This is a genomic window from Alkalicoccus luteus, assembly GCF_012034335.1.
In the GTDB taxonomy this organism is placed as follows: domain Bacteria; phylum Bacillota; class Bacilli; order Bacillales; family Salisediminibacteriaceae; genus Alkalicoccus; species Alkalicoccus luteus_A.
Map to the genome: position 1 here is coordinate 22,959 of NZ_JAATHJ010000023.1, position 18,454 is coordinate 41,412.

The 18,454-nt window shown below is 49.1% G+C and carries 19 protein-coding genes; 13 read left to right on the top strand and 6 right to left on the bottom strand.

The features are described from left to right. The first annotated feature begins 773 nt into the window (after positions 1-773). The 4 genes from HCN83_RS13060 to HCN83_RS13075 all read left to right on the top strand — a co-directional run bounded on the left by HCN83_RS13060 (position 774) and on the right by HCN83_RS13075 (position 3,691). Positions 774-1,460 carry a class D sortase gene (locus HCN83_RS13060; protein ID WP_168008033.1) on the top strand — a complete coding sequence of 229 codons (687 nt, stop codon included), beginning with the start codon at positions 774-776 and terminating at the stop codon, positions 1,458-1,460. Positions 1,461-1,650: 190 nt separating this feature from the next. Next, positions 1,651-2,583: a manganese-dependent inorganic pyrophosphatase gene (locus HCN83_RS13065; protein WP_168008035.1), complete on the top strand. Its 933-nt coding sequence runs from the start codon at positions 1,651-1,653 to the stop codon at positions 2,581-2,583. Positions 2,584-2,634: 51 nt separating this feature from the next. Further along, positions 2,635-3,459 (top strand): SDR family oxidoreductase, encoded by an 825-nt coding sequence (locus tag HCN83_RS13070; RefSeq protein ID WP_246238237.1) that lies wholly within the window; start codon positions 2,635-2,637, stop codon positions 3,457-3,459. A gap of 28 nt (positions 3,460-3,487) precedes the next feature. Beyond that, entirely contained in the window at positions 3,488-3,691 is a 204-nt protein-coding gene (locus tag HCN83_RS13075) for a hypothetical protein (RefSeq protein WP_168008037.1), read from the top strand. Between the two features lie 55 nt (positions 3,692-3,746). Here the strand turns inward: HCN83_RS13075 and HCN83_RS13080 are convergent, their stop codons facing one another. Then, positions 3,747-4,430, bottom strand: a complete 684-nt coding sequence (locus HCN83_RS13080) for an ABC transporter permease subunit (RefSeq protein ID WP_168008039.1) — start codon at positions 4,428-4,430, stop codon at positions 3,747-3,749. 21 nt (positions 4,431-4,451) lie between these two features. Then, entirely contained in the window at positions 4,452-5,315 is an 864-nt protein-coding gene (locus HCN83_RS13085; protein ID WP_168008041.1) for a transporter substrate-binding domain-containing protein, read from the bottom strand. 179 nt (positions 5,316-5,494) lie between these two features. Between HCN83_RS13085 and HCN83_RS13090 the strand changes: the two genes are divergently transcribed. The 7 genes from HCN83_RS13090 (at position 5,495) to HCN83_RS13120 (ending at position 14,831) form a co-directional block, all read left to right on the top strand. Beyond that, positions 5,495-6,052 carry a TetR/AcrR family transcriptional regulator gene (locus tag HCN83_RS13090; protein WP_168008043.1) on the top strand — a complete coding sequence of 186 codons (558 nt, stop codon included), beginning with the start codon at positions 5,495-5,497 and terminating at the stop codon, positions 6,050-6,052. 83 nt (positions 6,053-6,135) lie between these two features. Next, the gene (locus tag HCN83_RS13095; protein ID WP_168008045.1) at positions 6,136-9,225 is read left to right on the top strand and encodes an efflux RND transporter permease subunit; all 3,090 of its coding nucleotides are present in this window, start codon (positions 6,136-6,138) and stop codon (positions 9,223-9,225) included. 356 nt (positions 9,226-9,581) lie between these two features. Next, positions 9,582-10,277 carry a response regulator gene (locus tag HCN83_RS13100; protein ID WP_168008047.1) on the top strand — a complete coding sequence of 232 codons (696 nt, stop codon included), beginning with the start codon at positions 9,582-9,584 and terminating at the stop codon, positions 10,275-10,277. Further along, the gene (locus HCN83_RS13105) at positions 10,274-11,629 is read left to right on the top strand and encodes a sensor histidine kinase (protein ID WP_168008049.1); all 1,356 of its coding nucleotides are present in this window, start codon (positions 10,274-10,276) and stop codon (positions 11,627-11,629) included. Before HCN83_RS13100 ends, HCN83_RS13105 begins: the two co-directional genes overlap by 4 nt. Then, positions 11,626-12,330: a PepSY domain-containing protein gene (locus HCN83_RS13110; protein ID WP_168008051.1), complete on the top strand. Its 705-nt coding sequence runs from the start codon at positions 11,626-11,628 to the stop codon at positions 12,328-12,330. Before HCN83_RS13105 ends, HCN83_RS13110 begins: the two co-directional genes overlap by 4 nt. Positions 12,331-13,306: 976 nt before the next feature. Beyond that, positions 13,307-14,131, top strand: a complete 825-nt coding sequence (locus tag HCN83_RS13115; RefSeq protein ID WP_168008053.1) for a PepSY domain-containing protein — start codon at positions 13,307-13,309, stop codon at positions 14,129-14,131. Between the two features lies 1 nt (position 14,132). After that, the gene (locus HCN83_RS13120) at positions 14,133-14,831 is read left to right on the top strand and encodes a PepSY domain-containing protein (protein WP_168008055.1); all 699 of its coding nucleotides are present in this window, start codon (positions 14,133-14,135) and stop codon (positions 14,829-14,831) included. Between the two features lie 49 nt (positions 14,832-14,880). On the opposite strand, the gene HCN83_RS13125 is transcribed toward HCN83_RS13120, so the two are convergent. Together HCN83_RS13125 and HCN83_RS13130 are read right to left on the bottom strand one after the other, a co-directional pair. After that, positions 14,881-15,231, bottom strand: coding sequence for a hypothetical protein (locus tag HCN83_RS13125; protein ID WP_246238238.1), 351 nt, complete (start codon positions 15,229-15,231; stop codon positions 14,881-14,883). After that, on the bottom strand, positions 15,228-15,533 hold the full coding sequence (locus HCN83_RS13130; protein WP_168008057.1) for an antibiotic biosynthesis monooxygenase family protein: 306 nt from the start codon (positions 15,531-15,533) through the stop codon (positions 15,228-15,230). Before HCN83_RS13130 ends, HCN83_RS13125 begins: the two co-directional genes overlap by 4 nt. A 197-nt stretch (positions 15,534-15,730) precedes the next feature. Between HCN83_RS13130 and murB the strand changes: the two genes are divergently transcribed. Beyond that, positions 15,731-16,651 carry a UDP-N-acetylmuramate dehydrogenase gene (gene murB, locus HCN83_RS13135; RefSeq protein ID WP_425483626.1) on the top strand — a complete coding sequence of 307 codons (921 nt, stop codon included), beginning with the start codon at positions 15,731-15,733 and terminating at the stop codon, positions 16,649-16,651. Positions 16,652-16,733: 82 nt separating this feature from the next. Here murB and crcB read toward each other — a convergent pair whose 3' ends face one another. Further along, positions 16,734-17,114, bottom strand: coding sequence for a fluoride efflux transporter CrcB (gene crcB / locus HCN83_RS13140; protein WP_168008061.1), 381 nt, complete (start codon positions 17,112-17,114; stop codon positions 16,734-16,736). Then, the gene (locus HCN83_RS13145; protein ID WP_168008063.1) at positions 17,111-17,500 is read right to left on the bottom strand and encodes a fluoride efflux transporter FluC; all 390 of its coding nucleotides are present in this window, start codon (positions 17,498-17,500) and stop codon (positions 17,111-17,113) included. Before HCN83_RS13145 ends, crcB begins: the two co-directional genes overlap by 4 nt. 96 nt (positions 17,501-17,596) lie before the next feature. Here HCN83_RS13145 and HCN83_RS13150 point away from each other — a divergent pair, with 96 nt between their 5' ends. Next, positions 17,597-18,409 (top strand): undecaprenyl-diphosphate phosphatase, encoded by an 813-nt coding sequence (locus HCN83_RS13150; protein ID WP_168008065.1) that lies wholly within the window; start codon positions 17,597-17,599, stop codon positions 18,407-18,409. Positions 18,410-18,454: the final 45 nt, after the last annotated feature.

Below are 18,454 nucleotides of genomic sequence, written 5' to 3' on the forward strand. Positions count from 1 at the left end.
CGTACGGAGGGGATTTAGATTGTTGACTAATGGAAGCAGTAACGGTCTGCAATCGCGAACCGTCGCTTGCGTGAATTAATGATCGGCATTTATTTATACGAATGGTGCGGTTTCGCTCGCAGACACGCTTTTTTGCCGGAAATCGGGGAAAAGGACGCGTTGGAGATACCAATTTGATTTTTATCAAGCGGCGGTTCTGGCAGAGTGTTCGATATACGTCGTGTAAAGTTAGTTTCAACGAGGCTTAAGTTGTTTTGTTCGTTATAACGTTCTGTTAAGTTGCGCAAATCGCTTTTGACCGCCGTAAAGTCACTATCAGTCGTCGTGACGTTCTCTTTACTCAACGTTGTGAAGCTTTTGCGGCAAGTAAAGTTGCTTTTAACTGAAGAGCTTCCGAAAATGAATCCCTGTCCAGGAGTTCGCTGGATATGGAAGAATCTAATCGTCCATTCACATAAAAAACATCCGTTATATATAGTCTGGTCCCTACCGCACGATTTTGCGGAGGGGGGTGGCCTGTCAAAACAGGTCACGGTTCTTTTCGTTCAGAGTTCTGAGGCAGTTTGTAAAGAAGCTAGGCTTCGATGATTCCTTTCGCCCCCCTTGTTAAGTCCAGAGCCTGTGTTCGCCGGTGACATGTGGTATACTCGATGCAGAACATTCAGACATTACACATCATCGTTGATACCCTCAGAGCGTTTACAATAGGGCACCTGAAGCAGATAAGGGAACGCATATATGCAGTTATTTTTCAGCGTGAAGGAGGAGCATCGATGCGGAAGAAAATAGCAGTTTTGCTGATTACTGCCGGACTAGCCGGGGCGGCCTGGAATGGCTATGCCTGGGCGACGGAAAGTTCATCTGGGCGTGAAGCACTTGAGTCAGATGATATTGTCGCACTGGAACCGGAAGCGGAAGAGAGTCCGCCGGTGGAAGCAGAGGCGAACGAACCGGAAGAACTGGATGAACCAGCCGATCTTCCAGAGCCGGCCTTCGATGCACCTGCGTCAGATGAGCCCAGAATGTACGAGGAGTATGATAAAGGGGACGATATCGGCTGGCTGCTTATTCCTGCTGTCGACATGAAATACCCGATTTACTGGGGAACAGATGATGAGACGCTGAAGCAGGGCGTCGGTTATCATGAAGGGGATTTCACCGTCCCGCCTGACGGCATGCAGCATACCGTGTTATCCGGGCACCGCGATACGGTATTCCGCGAGCTCGGAGAACTGGAAGACGGGGACAGCATGTATATTCAGTTCGAGGGTGTGCAATACGAATATGAAATCGATAAAACATGGATCACAGATGCAGAAGACCGGACCGTTATCGTCGATAAAGACGAGCCGGTATTGACGCTGACGACGTGCTATCCATTTACATTTATCGGACCGGCACCGGACCGCTACATCATTGAAGCGCCTCTCGTTGATACGGTACCGATGGAAGAAGGATGATGACTCCCTGCGTTTCGGGGAGTTTTTTATATGCAATGCGTTTCTGGCGGAAAGAAGAGCGTTTCTGATCGCAGAACCACAGACCATCTTAGATCATGCTTTTGCCACTGTTGGTCTGGTCTGCTTTCGTAAGGAATGATAAAATGAAGCGGGAAGCACAATTACAGCTATTATTAAAGGAGCGGTCTTCATGAATACAGAAAAGAAGCTCATATTTGGACACAAAAACCCGGACACCGATACGATTGCATCAGCCCTTATTTACGCCGACTTGAAAAAGCAGCTTGGCGAAGAAGCTGAAGCAGTCCGGCTTGGGGAAGTTGGAGCAGAAACGCAGTACGCGCTTGATCACTTCGGAATGGAAGCGCCGCGTCTAGTCGAGCGTGTCTCGGACGAAGTCGACACGGTTATTCTCGTGGACCACAACGAATTTCAGCAGAGTGCCGATGATATTCGCGATGTGCAGGTAGCCGAGGTCATTGACCATCACCGCATTGCCAACTTTGAAACGGAAGGGCCGCTTTACTACCGAGCAGAGCCGGTAGGCTGCACGGCAACCATTCTCAAAAAAATGTACGCTGAGCACGGCAAGGACATCAGCAAAGAAGTAGCAGGGCTGATGATTTCCGCTATCATTTCTGATTCTCTCCTGTTTAAATCACCTACGTGCACAGAAGAAGATAAGCGAGCGGCAGAGGAACTTGCTGTGACTGCCCAGGTAAACCTGGAGGAATACGGTCTGGAAATGCTGAAAGCCGGCGCGGATATGAGCAGCAAATCAGTTGACCAGCTGCTGACGATGGATGCAAAAGAATTCACGATGGGGCCGCATACGGTAAAAGTGGCGCAGGTTAACGTTGTCGATGCAGACGACGTGCTCAATCGAAAAGAAGACGTGCTGCAAGCGATGGAACAGGAAGTATCCAGCAACAGCTACGGTCTGTTTGCCTTGGCCGTCACAGATATTCTTTCCAACGATTCGATCCTGCTTACAGCAGGCGGAGAAGAAAAAGCGGTTGAACAAGCGTTTGATGTGACGCTTAACGAACACGAAGCGCTGCTGGAAGGCGTCGTTTCACGTAAAAAGCAGATTGTACCACCACTGACAAACGCTCTTTCCTGATATAAAAAAAGATATCTTGAACGGGATGCCTCAGCATCCCGTTTTTCACAAATGAGGATGGAAAATAAAGGGGTTTGGGGTGGTCTGATGGAAAAAACAGCATTAGTAACGGGTGTAGGCAGACGGGCGGGGCTTGGAGCGGCGATTTGCCGAAAGCTGGCGTCTGATGGGTTTAATATTGTATTCACATGGTGGGGTCAATACGATTCCGAAATGCCATGGGGAAAGGATGAACAGACGGTAAGCGAATTGATTCAGGAACTTGAGCAGGCAGGCGTAAGAGCTGCTGCTGTCGAAGCAGACCTTGAACAGCCGCAGGCTGCGGCAGAAATACTGATGAAAGCAGAAGAAGCAATGGGACAGCCTCCGACGGTGCTTGTGAATAATGCAGCAGTGTCTATTAATGACCATCTTGGTAACGTTACGGCAGAAGCACTTGATCGGCATTATGCTGTGAACACAAGAGCTGTCGTACTTTTAATACAGGCATTTACTGCAAAGCTTCCGAAAGAAGAAAAGGGGAGTATTGTGAATATCGCAACAGGCTGGTCACAGGGACAGATGCCGGATGAGCTTTCGTATGTCGTCACTAAATCAGCAGCAGAGACGCTCGTTCACTCCGTTTCCTCTCAGCTGATGAAGCGCGGGATTCGACTGAATGCAGTAAACCCGGGACCTACTGATACCGGATGGATGTCAGCTGAGTTAAAGCAGGAGCTGAAAGAACTGTTTCCTGATGGGCGGATCGGAAAGCCAGAGGATGCTGCCAGAGCAGTAGCCTGGCTTGCCGGGGATGAAGCAGCCTGGATTACCGGTCAGGTGCTTCATTCAGAAGGCGGGTTTTTAAACAGGGATGGTCAGGGTACAGACCTGTAAGACATTTTCTGAAAGGAGCAGACGTATAATGGAAATGGTTGGTGCTTTAGGCATGCTCTTTTTCATTGCTCTTTCCCTGCTGCCGCTTATTCTTGCGATTCTGTTAATCATCTGGGTTTACCAGCTGAAGAAAAACTCGGATTTGCAGACTGAGCAGATGAAGCGTGTAATCGCGCTGCTGGAACAGGAAAGAGCCGGATCAGTGAACAGCCCTGATCATAACCGTATGTAAGAAAAAAGCACCGCTCCCTGTCTAAAGCTGGAGGCGGTGCTTTTTTGTCTTTTCGTTATAAGGCTCCATACCGCTCATACCGTTTTTCGAGGTAGTTTTGCAGCAGTGTCATCACCGAACATACGGCCCAGTAAATCAGTGCAACGAGAATGAACATCGTCATGTAATCCATTTCACGTCCCGCGACTATGCGGGAGAGCTGAAAAATCTCCGGCACCGTAATCATAGCTGCGAGAGAGGACGCTTTGATCAAATCTAAAAGGACGTTCGTCAGCGGAGGTACGGCAATTCTGGAGGCCTGAGGCAGAATAATCCGCCGCATCATTTTAGGATAGGAGAAGCCGAGTGAACGCGCAGATTCCCACTGGCCTCGCGGAATCGCTGCAATCGCAGAGCGGTTAATTTCCGCCATGTAAGCTGCGCTGTTCAAGCTGAAGCCGATAATAGCGGCTGTAACCGCGGCGAACTCGATCCCGATGAAAGGAAGGCCGAAATAGAGCAGAAATAAAATAATAAGAATCGGAACGCCCCGCATAAACGAAATATAAACGCGTGCCGGCCACCGTAAATAGAAGCGGGGAGAAGCCCGTGCCACCGCAAGAAAGAGGCTAATCGCAAGTCCGATTGCCATGCTGACAAGAGAAATAAGCAGCGTAAGGCCGAGCCCCTGCAGCACGTAAGGAAGCGAATTCCATGCAAGCTCAATATCAAAAATATGATCCCAGCGAATAGAATTCACGTCCGGCTTCCTCCTTCCGACTTATTCTTCAAGCTCATCCAGGTCCTCTTCTTCATCCATGAACGTTTCGTCATCGGCAAATTCGACATCCGGTTCCTGAGAAACATCCTGTCCGCCGAAGAATGTCTCGGACAATTCGGTGATAGTGCCGTCTTCCATCATTTCGGCAATTACATCATTGAGCTGGTCGCGAAGCTCTGTGTTGCCCTGCGCCATAATCATCGCCTGGTTGTTAGGGTGGTAAAACAAGTCCGGGTGCACGGTGACGTCAATTTCAGGAAGTGCTTCAACTGCAAGCGACTGCAGGTAGAAGTCGTTTAAGACGACGTCCGTTTCGCCTCGCTCCACGTCGCGCAGATACACATCGTTTGTAACGTTCTCATATATAACACCTTCAGCGCCGAACTCTTCGGAAATCTGCATGTAGATCGTGGTTGCTGCGCCGCCTGCACGTTTACCTTCGAGGTCATCCAGCGTTTCAATACCGGAAAGATCGTCTTCCCGCACCACCATGCTTCCATATGAGAACTTATAAGGATCGGTAAAAAGGAAATTTTCTTCACGCGCCGGATTGACGTCAATGTCATTTACAGCAAGATCAACCTGGCCGTTGTTTATGGAAGTCAGCATACCGTCGAAGCCCATTTCCGTAAATTCAACGTCGAGATTCAGGCGCTCGGCCGCTTCTCTTACGACCTCAACTTCAAAACCGGTCAGTTCATCAGAATCTTCATCACGGAATGACGTCGGATAAAGCGTTCCGGAAGTAGCAACCTCGATGACGCCTTCTTCTTCAATCTGTTCCCACCCTGATGCATCATCTGTAGTACCGCAGGCAGACAAAAGCAGAATTGCTCCGGCGCCTGTAAAAACTGTTTTCCTCATCTATGTGCCTCCTGTTATTATAATCAGTGAAAAAGTGAACATACAAAACATAGCATGTCACCTGTCGGTCTGGCAATGGAGCCGCTTCAAGTTCTCCCGCTGAAACTGAAACAGGGGGTTAAAAAGGACCGATACAGGGTATAGAATGTTAGTTTATGGCCGGAAAGGAAGCGTTGAAGATGGGACGAGCGAAAACTATCGATGAGGTGCAGCTTTTTCAGGAGACTGAAAAGCTGATACTGGAGTCCGGTTACGCCGGTTTTCACTTCAAAGCACTCTCAGAAAGGCTTGGTGTGGCAAGAAGCACGATTTACAACTACTATTCTAAAAAAGAAGAACTTATTACTGCTTTCATGGTTCACTTATTAGAGCAGGTCGTTGAAAATATGGATCGTGCGAGCCGTTCAGATGACCCGGTGCATGCGCTGATTCAGCTTTGGGGCCGCTACGCAAACATTCATCAAATGATGCAGGTGATGCCGTACATTGATAAAGAAGCCTCACCGAAAGTGCAAAAAAGTGTAGAAGCGATGTTTCAGCTTCTTCAAAAGATGCGGTCTAAGATAAAAGATATTCTGATCGAAGAACAGCAGCACGGGAGCGTCAGAGATGACGTTCCGCTTGATACACTTGCAGGATTTGTCATGTCTGCTGTACAGATTCCGTACCGTCACCAATCAGAAGAAGAATGGGCGGAGGAAGTGTATAAGCTGATTCGGAGCGGTCTTTCTGCATAGCAGTGCATTCTGCTTTTCAAAAAGCCGCTTTTAACTTATAGTTATAAATGACACTATTGTCATAAAAATGGAGGGTCAGCAGCATGATGGACAAAATAATAACGAGACCAAAAATTACGATGATGTTTATCAGCATTTTTATTCTATTGGGAGTATTAACGCTTTTCCAGCTTCCACAGCGTGAAATACCTGAGATTTCCTTTGATGTCGGGAATATATCGACACCTTATCCGGGCGGCGCTCCTGAAGAGGTCGAGCAGCAGGTTACAGTGCCGCTTGAAGGAGCTATTGAGGGAATTGACGGTATTTCGGAGATTCAGTCGGTTTCCACCTCCGGCTTTTCCACGATTACAGTAGAGCTTGAGGACGGCGTGAACCGGAGCGAGGTTTTCACAGAAATCCAGCAGGCGATTGCACAAGCTGAAGGTGAACTGCCGGATACAGCGGAGCCGGAGTTTGCCGAAGTGGAGGGGCTCGGAGGTCTGTCGAGTTATCATGTGCTTGGCGACAACTACGAGGAGCTTTATGAACTTCGGGAGCTCATAGAAGAGTGGGAAGAAGAAATTGAATCGATTGCGGATGTCGCTTCTGTCGGCGTAAAAGGATTCCCCGATCAGCAGCTGCTGATCGATATTGATGCAGATGAACTGTTCGATGCAGGTCTGCAGCTGCCCGACGTAATCGATGCAGTCGAAGGAGAGCTGAACCCGCAGCCGCTCGGAATTCAGCAGGCAGATGGGGAAAACGTGCAGCTGGAGCTGTCCACGCTGCAAAGCTCTGACGATATTGAAGGCATTTTTATAGGAACTGATCTGGATGGAGACAGTGTTTACTTAGAAGACATTGCAGATGTCGGCATCGATCTGGATGTGCCGGATGATCTGATTTCATTTGAAGAAACACCCGCGCTTGCTTTCACGGTCTTTCCGGAGGAAGGCGCCAATATTCCAACGCTCCATGATACGGTGGACGAACGAATGAATGAGCTGGCAGGAGAGCTGCCTTCCGGTGTTGAGTTGGACCTGTTCTATACACAGGTAACGATTGTAGATGAGATATTTGGTGATCTGGCACTGTCGTTTTTATTTGCGGCCGTTTCGGTCATCGTCGTGACGCTGCTCGGACTGAATATCTCGTCTGCTGTGATCGTTGCACTCGCGATCCCTACCTCCGTGTTCATCGGACTAATTCCGCTGCCGTTTGCAGGTGTCGATTTAAATCAGATTTCAATCATTGGTTTGATTGTCGCGCTCGGGATTCTCGTCGATGATGCGATTGTTGTAGGCGATAACATACGCAACAAGTACCGGGAAGGGCTGGACCCGGTTAAAGGGGCGCTGACAGGCGTAAGAGAAGTGCGTACGTCGATCATTGTTTCAACGCTCACTATTGTGTTTACCTTTTTGCCGCTCGTCTTTATTACTGGTGCAAACGGGAACTTTATCCGGGCGCTGCCGACGGTGCTGATCACGACAATTCTTGCTTCTACGATTGTGGCATTGACATTCGTACCGATTTTCCTGATATGGAGAAGGCGGAAGCAGCTTACAAAAAAGGCCGGCTCACACCGTGCGGAAGTAGACGGTATTCTCGGCAGGCAGTTTAACTGGCTTGCAAACTGGTACAGTGACATTATCCTCGCGAAAGTGGTTCGGCATCCTTGGAAAGTTGCAATTTCCGGCCTTGTGGTTACCACCGCATTTTATGCGTTGATTCCTTTCATTCCTGTCGTCTTTTTCCCGAGCACGGACAGAGATGAAGTTACCGTAGAGCTCCGTATGCCGGCCGGCACGTCGCTTGCAGAGACGGAGAATGTGCTGCAGGATATGCGGGATATGATTACGGCTGAAGATGAGAATGTGTATGAAACCGCTGTGTATGCCGGAGACGGACTGCCGCCGTTGTTTGGAGACGGGCTGGACAATACTGGAGAAGAAACTGGAAATATACTGCTGCGTGTAGAACGGGAAGCTCAGTCAGCTGAAGAAACGATCGACCGTTGGACAGAACCGCTTCAGGAGGAATTCCCGGATGCGGAAATCGAACTCGGAACGATCGAAGCAGGTCCGCCTGTTGGAGCGCCAATTGCGCTTACCCTTCAAGGACCTGATGTGGATACGCTAATGGATATCAGCAGTGAACTTCAGGAGGAAATTGCAGATATTCCGGAAAGCGGAACCGTCCTCGATGATCTTGGACCGCGACGGCCAACGCTAGTTTATGAGCCGGACCGGGATGAACTGGAAGAAAACGGACTGACGCCAGCTGACATCAGCGAGCAGATCGGCCTTAGAACAGAGGGCATTCCGCTGCTGACGTTCCGCACTGCTGAAGAGACAGTTGACTTGCAGCTGGCCTTGGACAGGGTGCCTCAGGGTGAAGACATTGATATCAGCGAAATTGAAGTGCCAAGCATGGAGCAGATGGAAGAAACCGGCGCTCCGGAACTGATCGCGCTTGATACACTCGTGAGTGAAGAACGAACGGAAGAGATCCCGCAAATCATCCGCGATGGTGGAGAACGGACGGTGACCGTTCGTGTCTTCCCCGGTGATGACGACAGTCAGGCGTTAGAAGACGAAATTGAAGGTATCATTGCAGAGGTGGAATCGGAATACAGCGATGAGTATACGATTAGCCTCGGCGGTGAAACCGAGCAGCGAACAGATTTCATTCTGGAGCTTGCCACGCTGTTTGTACTCGTTCTATTTCTGATTTACATCGTCATTGCGATTCAGTTTTATTCACTCGCGATGCCGTTTCTCGTCCTTTCGACGGTGCATATTGCCGCTTCGGGAGCGATCGTCGGCTTGTTCGTTACACAGACCGGACTTGGCTTTACCGCACTTCTGGGTATCGTTTCCCTGGCAGGTATCGTTGTCCGTAACTCGATCGTACTGCTGGAATTTATCCGCCAGCGCCGCGAGGAAGGCATGGGACTGCATGAATCGGTTATCGAAGCTGGACGCGTTCGACTGCGTCCTATCCTGTTGACTGCATTCACAGCGATCGGAGCACTGACCCCGGTTGCACTCAGCGGTGATGTGCTGTTCCAGCCGCTCTCTATTTCTATTATCGCAGGTCTGCTGTTTTCAGCAGTGCTGACGGTGATTATCGTACCGGCTCTCTACACGGCCTTTGCCGGAAGAGCCTTGAAAAAGCAAAACGCATAAGCCGCTCTCAATTGGAGGCACCGGAACTTTATGTTCTGGTGCCTCTTTTTTTTATGGCTGCAGCAGAATCAAAAGCTGAAGCGAATACTTGTAGAAAAGTGCCGGGGGTTTGATCGGCTGTTATTTGACCAGAAAGCGGAACAGCATAAAACAGAATACAACAGGGGGCATGAGAAAATGGAAGCATACGGAACGCTGTTCAGAGGGCAGCAGCTTGTTAAAGGAGGAAGCTTGCACGGATTGGTTTTCAGGAATTTCAATAGTTGAGAAGCAAGCGGTCCTGCAAATAGGTCAGTTGCTTTTTTTACTGAAAAAGAGTAAGACTAAAGAAACGCCACAGTTTGGAGGTAGTAACCGTGACAGACCGTATTCTGATCGTAGAAGATGAAGAAAAAATTGCAAGAGTGCTGCAGCTTGAGCTTCAGTACGAAGGATATGAAGCAGATGTTGTTCATGACGGAATGGATGCGTGGCTGCAGATACAGGATCAAAGCTATCATCTGTATATATTGGATGTTATGCTGCCGGGTTTGAGCGGAATTGAATTGCTGAGGCGTATACGCAGAGAAAACAAGCAGGTGCCGGTGCTCATGCTGACAGCGCGTGATGCCACTGTAGATAAAGTGACCGGATTGGACCAGGGAGCCGACGACTACGTGACAAAACCATTTGATATGGAAGAGCTGCTTGCCCGCGTACGAGTGCTTTTAAGGCGCAACGGCAACCGGTCAGACGGTCAGCAGGATGAAATGCTGACGTTTCAGGATGTGGAAATTAATCTCCCGAGAAGAGAAGCGAGGCGAGGAGGGGAAAAGCTGGAGCTGACTCCCAGAGAGTATGACCTGCTCGTGTATTTTATGGAAAATCCATACCGGGTTCTGTCCAGAGAGCAGCTAATGGACCGCGTCTGGGGGTTTGATTATGCCGGAGAAACCAACGTTGTCGATGTGTATGTGAGGTATTTGCGGCAAAAGGTGGATAAACCGTTCGATCGATCGTATGTGCACACAGTGCGCGGAGTCGGCTATGTGCTGAAGGATGACGCCGAATGAAACTTGCACAGCGGATGACGCTATATTCTACTGGCTTGCTGCTGTTAATCCTGATCGTCGTTAATATTGGTATTTATCTCGTATTCCAGCAAAACCTGATGGAGGGGGAACAAAATCGGACGCTTGAACAGGCGCGAACGATGACAGAGGCTGTCAGTTCACAGCCGGACCAGAATCCGGCTTCTTTTCTGGAATCCTACGTTTCAGGAGACAGCATGATTCGGGTTATCAGTCCGGAGGGGAGCAGTCTTCTTACAGTGACGACTCAAAATACGGAGCTTGCAACGATTCCTGTCACCGATCCGCAGCCTGGCAGAGAGGAGACCCGTGTTTTTGAATTTGCCGGCTCCTCCTATGCCGCAGCTCAGGTTCCGCTGCTGTGGGAAGAAGGGGCAGTTGTCACGCTGGAAGTGACCGAGCCGATGCCTATGTATGAAGAAACGCTGCAAATTCTCCGCTTCGTGCTGATTCTGGCCACAGCCGTGATCGTGCTTCCTTCTTTTCTTGCAGCCCGTTCACTCAGCCGTTTTGTTTTGCGGCCTGTGCAGGCGCTCGTCGCTACAATGAAGCAGATTGAAGAGCAGGGAACCTTTAAAAAAATCGAACCAGATACGAAGCGAAAAGACGAGCTTGCAGATATGGGACGGACCTTCAATCATATGATTGACCTGCTGCGGGAAAACTATGAAAAGCAGCAGCAGTTTGTCTCGGATGCTTCTCATGAATTGAAAACGCCGCTGACGGTGATCGACAGCTATGCACAGCTGTTAAAGCGACGCGGCCGTGATAAGCCGGAAGTAGTCGATGAAGCCGTTGAAGCGATCTCTTCCGAGGCACAGCGAATGAAAGAAATGACGAATCAGATGCTGGCGCTTGCCTCCGGTGAAAACAGGGCGGTCGAAAAAGAGCCGGTCCGGCCGGGCCCTGTTTTTGCTGATACTGCGCGACAGCTGTCGGTTGCATACAGCCGTCCGGTACACGTTGATGCAGATGAAACAGCTGTTATAAAAGGAAACGAGCTTCAGCTGAAGCAGCTTGCCTATCTGCTGATTGAAAACGCACTGAAATACAGCTCAGAGGACGTTTCTGTATCTGTAAAAAGAGGTGCCGATGGTGTGACTTGTACAGTGACAGATAAAGGGATTGGTATTGCAGAAGAAGACCTGCCGTATATTTTCGACCGATTTTACCGAGTCGATAAGGCACGGACGAGAGCGAGCGGCGGCACTGGTCTCGGACTGTCTATCGCAAAGGAAATTACGGAATCACATGAAGGCCGTATTCACGTGGAAAGTAAGCTTGAACAAGGAACAACGTTCACGGTTTTATTTCCTGAGGAGGAAGAGGCATGACACGAAAAACCATTCAACTGATCTTGATACCCTCTGCTGCCGTGGCTGCTTTAGCGGCTGTTCTCTTCCTGTTTTTCCAGCAGGAAGAAGCGATTGAAGGAAGTGCGGTGATTGAAACATTGGAGAATCGGTATCAGGCAGAGGTATCTAACTTATACTTGGAAGCGGACGGCTATCATGCTTCCTTTGAAACAGCATCGGGCGAATATGAAGCGATCATCGATCCGGTTACGGGTGAGGTGCTTGCACTCGAGCAGATAAGGGTGCTGGAGGAGACCGAAGAAACGGCGTCTCAGGACATTTTAACAGAAGAAGAAATACGTTCCATCACGGAGGATACCGTATCCGGTGAGGTAGACGTAACAGCGGTTGAATTGGAAGATGAGGACGGAGCACCGCACTACAGCGTTGCGTTTCAAGTAGATAACCGAAGCGGGAGACTTGAAATTGATGCGCTTAGCGGTGCTGTCGATTTATTTACGCTCGAAGAAGAAGCCTCGCTGGAGCCGCTCTCAGAAGAGGAGGCCGTCGCTATAGCACTTGAGGAGCATCAGGGCGAGGTAGACGACATTGATCTTGAAGAAGAGAATGGAAGACTCGTGTTTGAAATCGAGATTGAAAATGGAGAAGGCGGCGTAGATGCTGATATTGTAATTGACGCATACACGGGTGAAGTGCTGTCCGTTATTTATGATGATTGATCGACTGACCGCCTTTGACTGAAGTCAAAGGCGGTTTCAAGCAGTTGACAAAGTCCATCAACTTACATGTTTATTCTATTTATTGTATTCCTCTCCTCTTACCGAGCCTGCCGTGGGCTTGCCTTCAGCCGATGAATCGTTTTTCGTAGAGACATATGCTGCTTCTCGCACCAAGCGCAGGTCTGGCAGGAAGAGTTGATTGCAAAAACAACTTTGTGGCTTGTGAAAGCGACACAACGCCCGGCAATTGTAACAGAACGTTCCGTGAAACTAACTTAACAGCGGTCAAACGTAACTTACGCAACTTAACAGACCGTTATAACGAATAAAACAACTTAAGACCTCGCAAAAGTAACATAACGCGGGGGAATTCGAACAGTCGCCTACAACCACAGATACGATGGCCTCGCAAGCTGACTCACACTGACCGTTGCAGAAGGACTGGCATCCCCGTTCCTGTAAGAAAGCTCGCAAAGGGAAGGTCCAATCACTATTGCACAAGCTCGGGCCAACTATAACCAGGCATTTGAACCTTACTGCCAGCTGCCGACATCGGAGGACCTCGACTCCGAGAGGATCAGAACGAGGCGAAGATCCAGCGCTTCCGACAACAGGAGGAAGCGGTTAGCTAAGCCCGTTCCCTCTGGAAAGCGAGTGTCCGCAGAGTCAGGCAGATGCAAGTTTAGTCACTTGAAAAAACTTTATAGACACTCTTTTACCGCCTTTGACTGAAGCCAAAGGCGGTTTAGTTATGCTGTTTAACTAGGTATAAAAAGAGGCTTTATGGCCTTTCATACAATCGGGGACACCCTGTCGGAAGAAGAAGCGGATGAACCGCTTTGGTTTTGTTGCGACCGTCTGAGAAATGTTTAGCTGTTTCTAATCAAATTCTCATTTTCTCTTCATGATGTTCTCATCTCCTCTGGATATAGTAATAGCAGATCAACTAAACCTAATCCAAAAAGGAGCGAGTATCATGAAAAAAACAATACTTTCGATCGCAGTAATTTCCGTTATTGGAGGAACGTCCGCTTTTGCACTGGCAGGAGATGATCCTTCAGCAGATTTGTCAGAAATCAATCAGACAACGAATGAGACAGCAGAGGAAAAGCCAGCATCAGCGAATGATGAAAGTGAGCGTATTACACCGGAACAGGCGGTGGATGCAGCCAAAACAATCGTCGACGGCCAGCTTGATGAAGTCGAGCTGGATACGGAAAATGGTCAACTCGTGTATGAAGTAGAGCTCGACTATATGGACGATGATTACGATATAAAAGTGGATGCCTATACCGGTGAGGTTGTAAAAGTAGACGATGACCTGCTCGGTACAAGTGTTGAGCAGCAGGTTTCCATTTCCCTTGAGGAAGCAGAGGAAGCTGCACTCGCTCTCTTTGACGGCGGTAAAATTGATGACCGCGAACTTGAGAAAAAGAACGGTCGGTACGTATACGAGCTGGAAGTAGAGATTTTTGATGAAGATGGCGACGTTTATATTGATGCCGAATCGGGCGAAGTGATCCATGTGGAAAGTGATATCCGCGGCTTTATGGCAGAGAGCGGTCACGAGCAAGCAGCACCGGAAGAGAGCGGTGAAAATCAAAGCAGCGGTGAACAGATTTCTGCACAGGAAGCAGCAGATATTGCACTGAACCACGTGGGAGAAGGATATGTCGATGATATTGAACTGGAACGTGAGAACGGCATGCTTGTTTATGAAGTAGAAGTCGAATACATGGATGATGATGTCGATGTGTATGTCGATGCCTTTACTGGTGAAGTCATCTATGTGGACCACTAAAATGAAGAAGAGATGGAAACAGGCACTGCCGCTGCTATGCGGCGGTGCCTTCCTTACAGGTGTCTACGGCATGTTTGGAAATGATCCGGAGCTGCTTCACGCAGAAGAAGCAGTAGAAATGATGGAATCAAGATACCAAGGAGAGGTTACAGCCTTTCAGGCGCTGGACGACACGTATACGATGCAGCTGACGGCCGCGGATGGCACCTATCAAATTGACCTGCATCCGGTTACAGGGGAAGTGCTGGCTTTTGAACCGATTAACGAACATGGTCTGGCACCGTCCGGTGAATCGGAAGGGCCGGAAAGACTGGATCCGTCTGAAGTGGAAGCCATTGTCGCAGATACCGCTTCCGGAGCAGTTGTGACAGAAATGGAGCTGAAAGAGGAAGATAAGAACGTCTATGATGTCGTGTTTTCCCAGGACGGGGCTTCCGGCAGACTTGAGATTGATGCTTACAGCGGTGATATCGAGCTGTTTACGCTGGAGGAAGCAGTCCCGGTTGATCCAATTGATCGGGAAGAAGCAGCAGCGATCGCACTGGAGGCCTTTTCCGGAGTTGTAGATGACATTGATCTGGAAGAAAAAGACGGGCGGCTCGTATATGAAATTGAAGTTGAAAATGAAGCAAGCGACCAGGAGGCAGACGTCATCATAGATGCCTACAGCGGAGAAGTGCTGGATATCAAACACGATTAAAAGCAGAATAAAATCCGTACGGGAGGACCGTACGGATTACTTACTATGTCTAGAAGCTCTTATCGAGACTGGAGCGGGCAGCCTGAAGGTAAGCGCGATAGACGTCAGCGCGGGTTGAGCTGTCTTCCTTCATCGCTTCCTCAAGAAACAAAAAGTTCTCTGTTAAGTGTTTTGTTTCCATACCGTGTCTGACCAGGATCCCGTTCAGCCAGTGGGCATAATCGATAAACATTGCTTCACTGTTTACGGTAAAAGCTGCAGAGAGCTGCTTCAGATGATGGTTGTTGTCTTCCCGGCATTTTTCCTTGCCACGATCCCCGTAACGTTCAAGCAGCTCAGGATTTGCTTCGTAGATTCGCTTTGTGACACGTTCGATAATCATTTCATCCGTCAGGATCATGTGGCCACCACTTTATGCTGGGAAACAGAAGGAATGATGGCAGCGAGGTCCTGATCCGGATACTTTTTTTCGAGGTCGTGAATACGCATGAAATCTTCACCGCGCACCCAGTTCATGTACGATTCCTTCGTATCAAAAAAAAGCTGTACGGTAATTTCACCGGCTTTTTTATCATTTTGCAGAAGCAGGAAATCAAGAAATCCGGGGGCGTTATCGACGATGCGGGAGCGGTTCTTGTATATGCCGATTACTTCGTCCGCCTTCTCCGCGGGGACATGGAACGTAGAAAATACAGTATACATGGCAATAGCCTCCAATAGCTGATGATTTTCTCCAGACTACCACATGCTTCGCCTCCCTGCCTATTGCAATCAAGGAATAATTCTGTTCCCTGCTCCGAAAGAGCCTTTGCAAATGGTCCGGAATTGTTTAGAATGGAAAGGATAGTGATGAATAGAATTTATGCAAAAAGCAGCGAGGGATCATAATGACAAATACAATAGATGTAATAGAAGCCGCATATGAACGACTGGCGGCAGTGCTCGGAGACGGGCTTGTAAAACGAAATGAACCGATGAGCCGCCATACGCTCACGAAGATGGGCGGCAATGCCGATATATTTGCAGCTCCGGAAACATTCGAACAGGCAGCACAAGTGGTAGCGATACAAAAGCAGTTTGACATTCCGTTTATGATTCTCGGAAATGGGTCCAATTTAATTGTACGTGACGGCGGCATCCGCGGTCTTGTCATGCACTTTAAGCATCTTCAGTCTATCACGGTTGATCAGCAGTCACTGACGTTGAGAGCACAGGGAGGAGCAAACATTAAAGAGGCCTCCCGCAGCGCGCTCGACTACAGCTTAACCGGTCTTGAATTTGCATGCGGAATTCCGGGTACGATCGGCGGGGCGATGGTGATGAATGCCGGCGCATACGGCGGTGAAGTGAAAGACGTGATTGATTACGTCACCATTATCACACCGGAAGGCGAAATTAAGCGTCTCTACAAAGAAGAGCTTGAGCTGGACTACCGGAAAAGTATTATCGGCCGTAAACGGTACATCGTCCTGGAAGCCGTATTTCAGCTGGCAGAGGGCGATCCTGCAGTGATTAAAGAAAAAATGGATGATTTGACGTTCCAGCGCGAATCGAAGCAGCCTCTTGAATATCCGTCTGTCGGAAGTGTCTTCAAGCGTCCGCCGGGGTATTTTGCAGGTAAGTTAATCCAGGACAGCGGCCTGCAGGGGAAAGGCTATGGCGATGCGGAAGTATCGACGAAGCACGCCGGCTTTATCGTAAATAAAGGCGAAGCAACTGCAACGGATTACTTAAGAACGATCGACATGGTGCAGCGTACGGTAAAAGAGAATTTCGGCGTGGATCTGGAGCTGGAAGCGAAAATCGTAGGCGAGGAATAGGCAGGCGGTTTTAATATAGGGGTAAGGGTCGCCGTACCGTACGTTTTAAAATCCGGTTCCGGCAGCCCTTTTTGTCGTTTCCTTAAGAAGGACCTGCCAGAAGGAAACCAAATAGAAACGTACCGAGTGAACCGATGATGGTGATAGAGGAATACCAGAGGGCCGGCATCCAGGCACCGCGCCTTAGCAACGTAATGGTTTCAACTGCAAAGGTGGAAAACGTTGTGAATGCCCCGAAAAAGCCAACTCCGGCCATTAGGAAAACAGGGTCTTCATATGCATCCAGCGGGATGTAGCCAAGGTACAGTCCAAGAAAAAGTCCGAGACCAAAAGAGCCTGCCAGGTTTACAGCAAGCATTGGCACAGGAAAGCTGCTTTTCGTAAACCGATCAGTTAAAAGAACGCCAATCATATAGCGCAGAAGTGCACCGAGACCTCCGGCGAGTGCCATCAGCAGAATCATGCTGTCTCCTCCTTTCGCTTCGTTGCATAATATGTTCCGAAAAAGCCTAAGGCGGCTGCAGCCAGTCCTCCAAATATAGAGACGGCAAGGTATATAATTGGAGCGGTTTCGCTCAGGCCGGCAGTTAAAACAGTATCGGAAGCGAGTGTTGCCATCGTGGTAAAGCTCCCGCAAAAGCCAGCGCCAAGGCCTGCTTTAAGCCAGGCAGGCAGAGGCTTCAACAGCGTCCAGGCTGTGAGAGCGCCAAGCAGCAGGCTGCCGCTGATATTTTCAATAATCGTGCCGAAGGGGTAGCCGGTTTCCAGAAACGCCAAGTTAATCCAAAATCGCGAAGCTGCTCCTGTCATGCCGCCAATGAAGACGGCCAGTAAAATAACGGGATGCATGCATGCGCCCCCTTTCTATTTTGCCTGAAATCTGGTAATGTGTACGCCAGTGCGAATGCGCCTACTCCATTATACAGAAGGAATTGACTTTACCATATGACTGAATTTATTGCGTTACTTCAATACATTTTTCTCGGAGCAGTACAGGGATTGACCGAACCTCTTCCGGTATCATCAAGCGGCCACTTACGTCTCGTGCAGCACTTTTTCGGAATCGATGTTCCGGACTTGCATTTTGAGGTCTTCCTGAACGGGGCATCCTTGATTGCCGTTTTTATCGTCTATCGCCGTGATTTGATGGAAATGATAAACGGCACTGCCCGCTATGTAATGACGCGGGAGCGCCGGCACTATGGCTCGTTCCGGTTTGCATGGCTGATTGTGCTCGGTACGATACCGGCTATCATAGTCGGTGGTTTGTTCGCAGACTTTATCGGAGGCGAACTGACGGCGATTCACATGGTCGCGCTTGCCCTGATGATCACGGCGATCGCACTCTGGCTCATTCGAAACCTTCGCGGAGATAAAACAGATGAGCAAATTACCGTCATGGATACCGTCATTATCGGCCTTGCTCAGACGCTCGCACTTGCGCCGGGGATCAGCCGGTCCGGGGCAACGGTTGTGGCAGCTCTTGCCCGAAAGGTAAGCCCGGAAACGGCGCTCAAATTTTCCTTCTTTTTATCGATACCGGTCAGTATCGGCAGCCTGGTATTTATGATTCCGGAAATGCATGCGGCTATGACGGCTCCTGGAATGTTTCTGCCTTACGTTGTATCGTTTACCGTTTCTGTCATCGTTTCTGTCTTTGCGATCAAGCTGTTTATTAATCTTGTTACGAATGGCCGCATGATTTATTTTGCGGCATACTGCCTGACGGTTTCTGTCTTGATTTTGTTTTTTGCTTAGATAGAAAAAAGTTGCCAACAGTAAAAATTTTTGAAGAATATGGTT

Coding starts and splice junctions, on each gene's coding strand:
- HCN83_RS13060 (WP_168008033.1), top strand. CDS start 774: ATGCGGAAGAAAATAGCAGTTTTGCTGATTACTGCCGGACTAGCCGGG.
- HCN83_RS13065 (WP_168008035.1), top strand. CDS start 1,651: ATGAATACAGAAAAGAAGCTCATATTTGGACACAAAAACCCGGACACC.
- HCN83_RS13070 (WP_246238237.1), top strand. CDS start 2,635: ATGAGGATGGAAAATAAAGGGGTTTGGGGTGGTCTGATGGAAAAAACA.
- HCN83_RS13075 (WP_168008037.1), top strand. CDS start 3,488: ATGGAAATGGTTGGTGCTTTAGGCATGCTCTTTTTCATTGCTCTTTCC.
- HCN83_RS13085 (WP_168008041.1), bottom strand. CDS start 5,315: ATGAGGAAAACAGTTTTTACAGGCGCCGGAGCAATTCTGCTTTTGTCT.
- HCN83_RS13090 (WP_168008043.1), top strand. CDS start 5,495: ATGGGACGAGCGAAAACTATCGATGAGGTGCAGCTTTTTCAGGAGACT.
- HCN83_RS13095 (WP_168008045.1), top strand. CDS start 6,136: ATGATGGACAAAATAATAACGAGACCAAAAATTACGATGATGTTTATC.
- HCN83_RS13105 (WP_168008049.1), top strand. CDS start 10,274: ATGAAACTTGCACAGCGGATGACGCTATATTCTACTGGCTTGCTGCTG.
- HCN83_RS13110 (WP_168008051.1), top strand. CDS start 11,626: ATGACACGAAAAACCATTCAACTGATCTTGATACCCTCTGCTGCCGTG.
- HCN83_RS13115 (WP_168008053.1), top strand. CDS start 13,307: ATGAAAAAAACAATACTTTCGATCGCAGTAATTTCCGTTATTGGAGGA.
- HCN83_RS13120 (WP_168008055.1), top strand. CDS start 14,133: ATGAAGAAGAGATGGAAACAGGCACTGCCGCTGCTATGCGGCGGTGCC.
- HCN83_RS13125 (WP_246238238.1), bottom strand. CDS start 15,231: ATGATCCTGACGGATGAAATGATTATCGAACGTGTCACAAAGCGAATC.
- HCN83_RS13130 (WP_168008057.1), bottom strand. CDS start 15,533: ATGTATACTGTATTTTCTACGTTCCATGTCCCCGCGGAGAAGGCGGAC.
- crcB (WP_168008061.1), bottom strand. CDS start 17,114: ATGATTCTGCTGATGGCACTCGCCGGAGGTCTCGGTGCACTTCTGCGC.
- HCN83_RS13145 (WP_168008063.1), bottom strand. CDS start 17,500: ATGCATCCCGTTATTTTACTGGCCGTCTTCATTGGCGGCATGACAGGA.
- HCN83_RS13150 (WP_168008065.1), top strand. CDS start 17,597: ATGACTGAATTTATTGCGTTACTTCAATACATTTTTCTCGGAGCAGTA.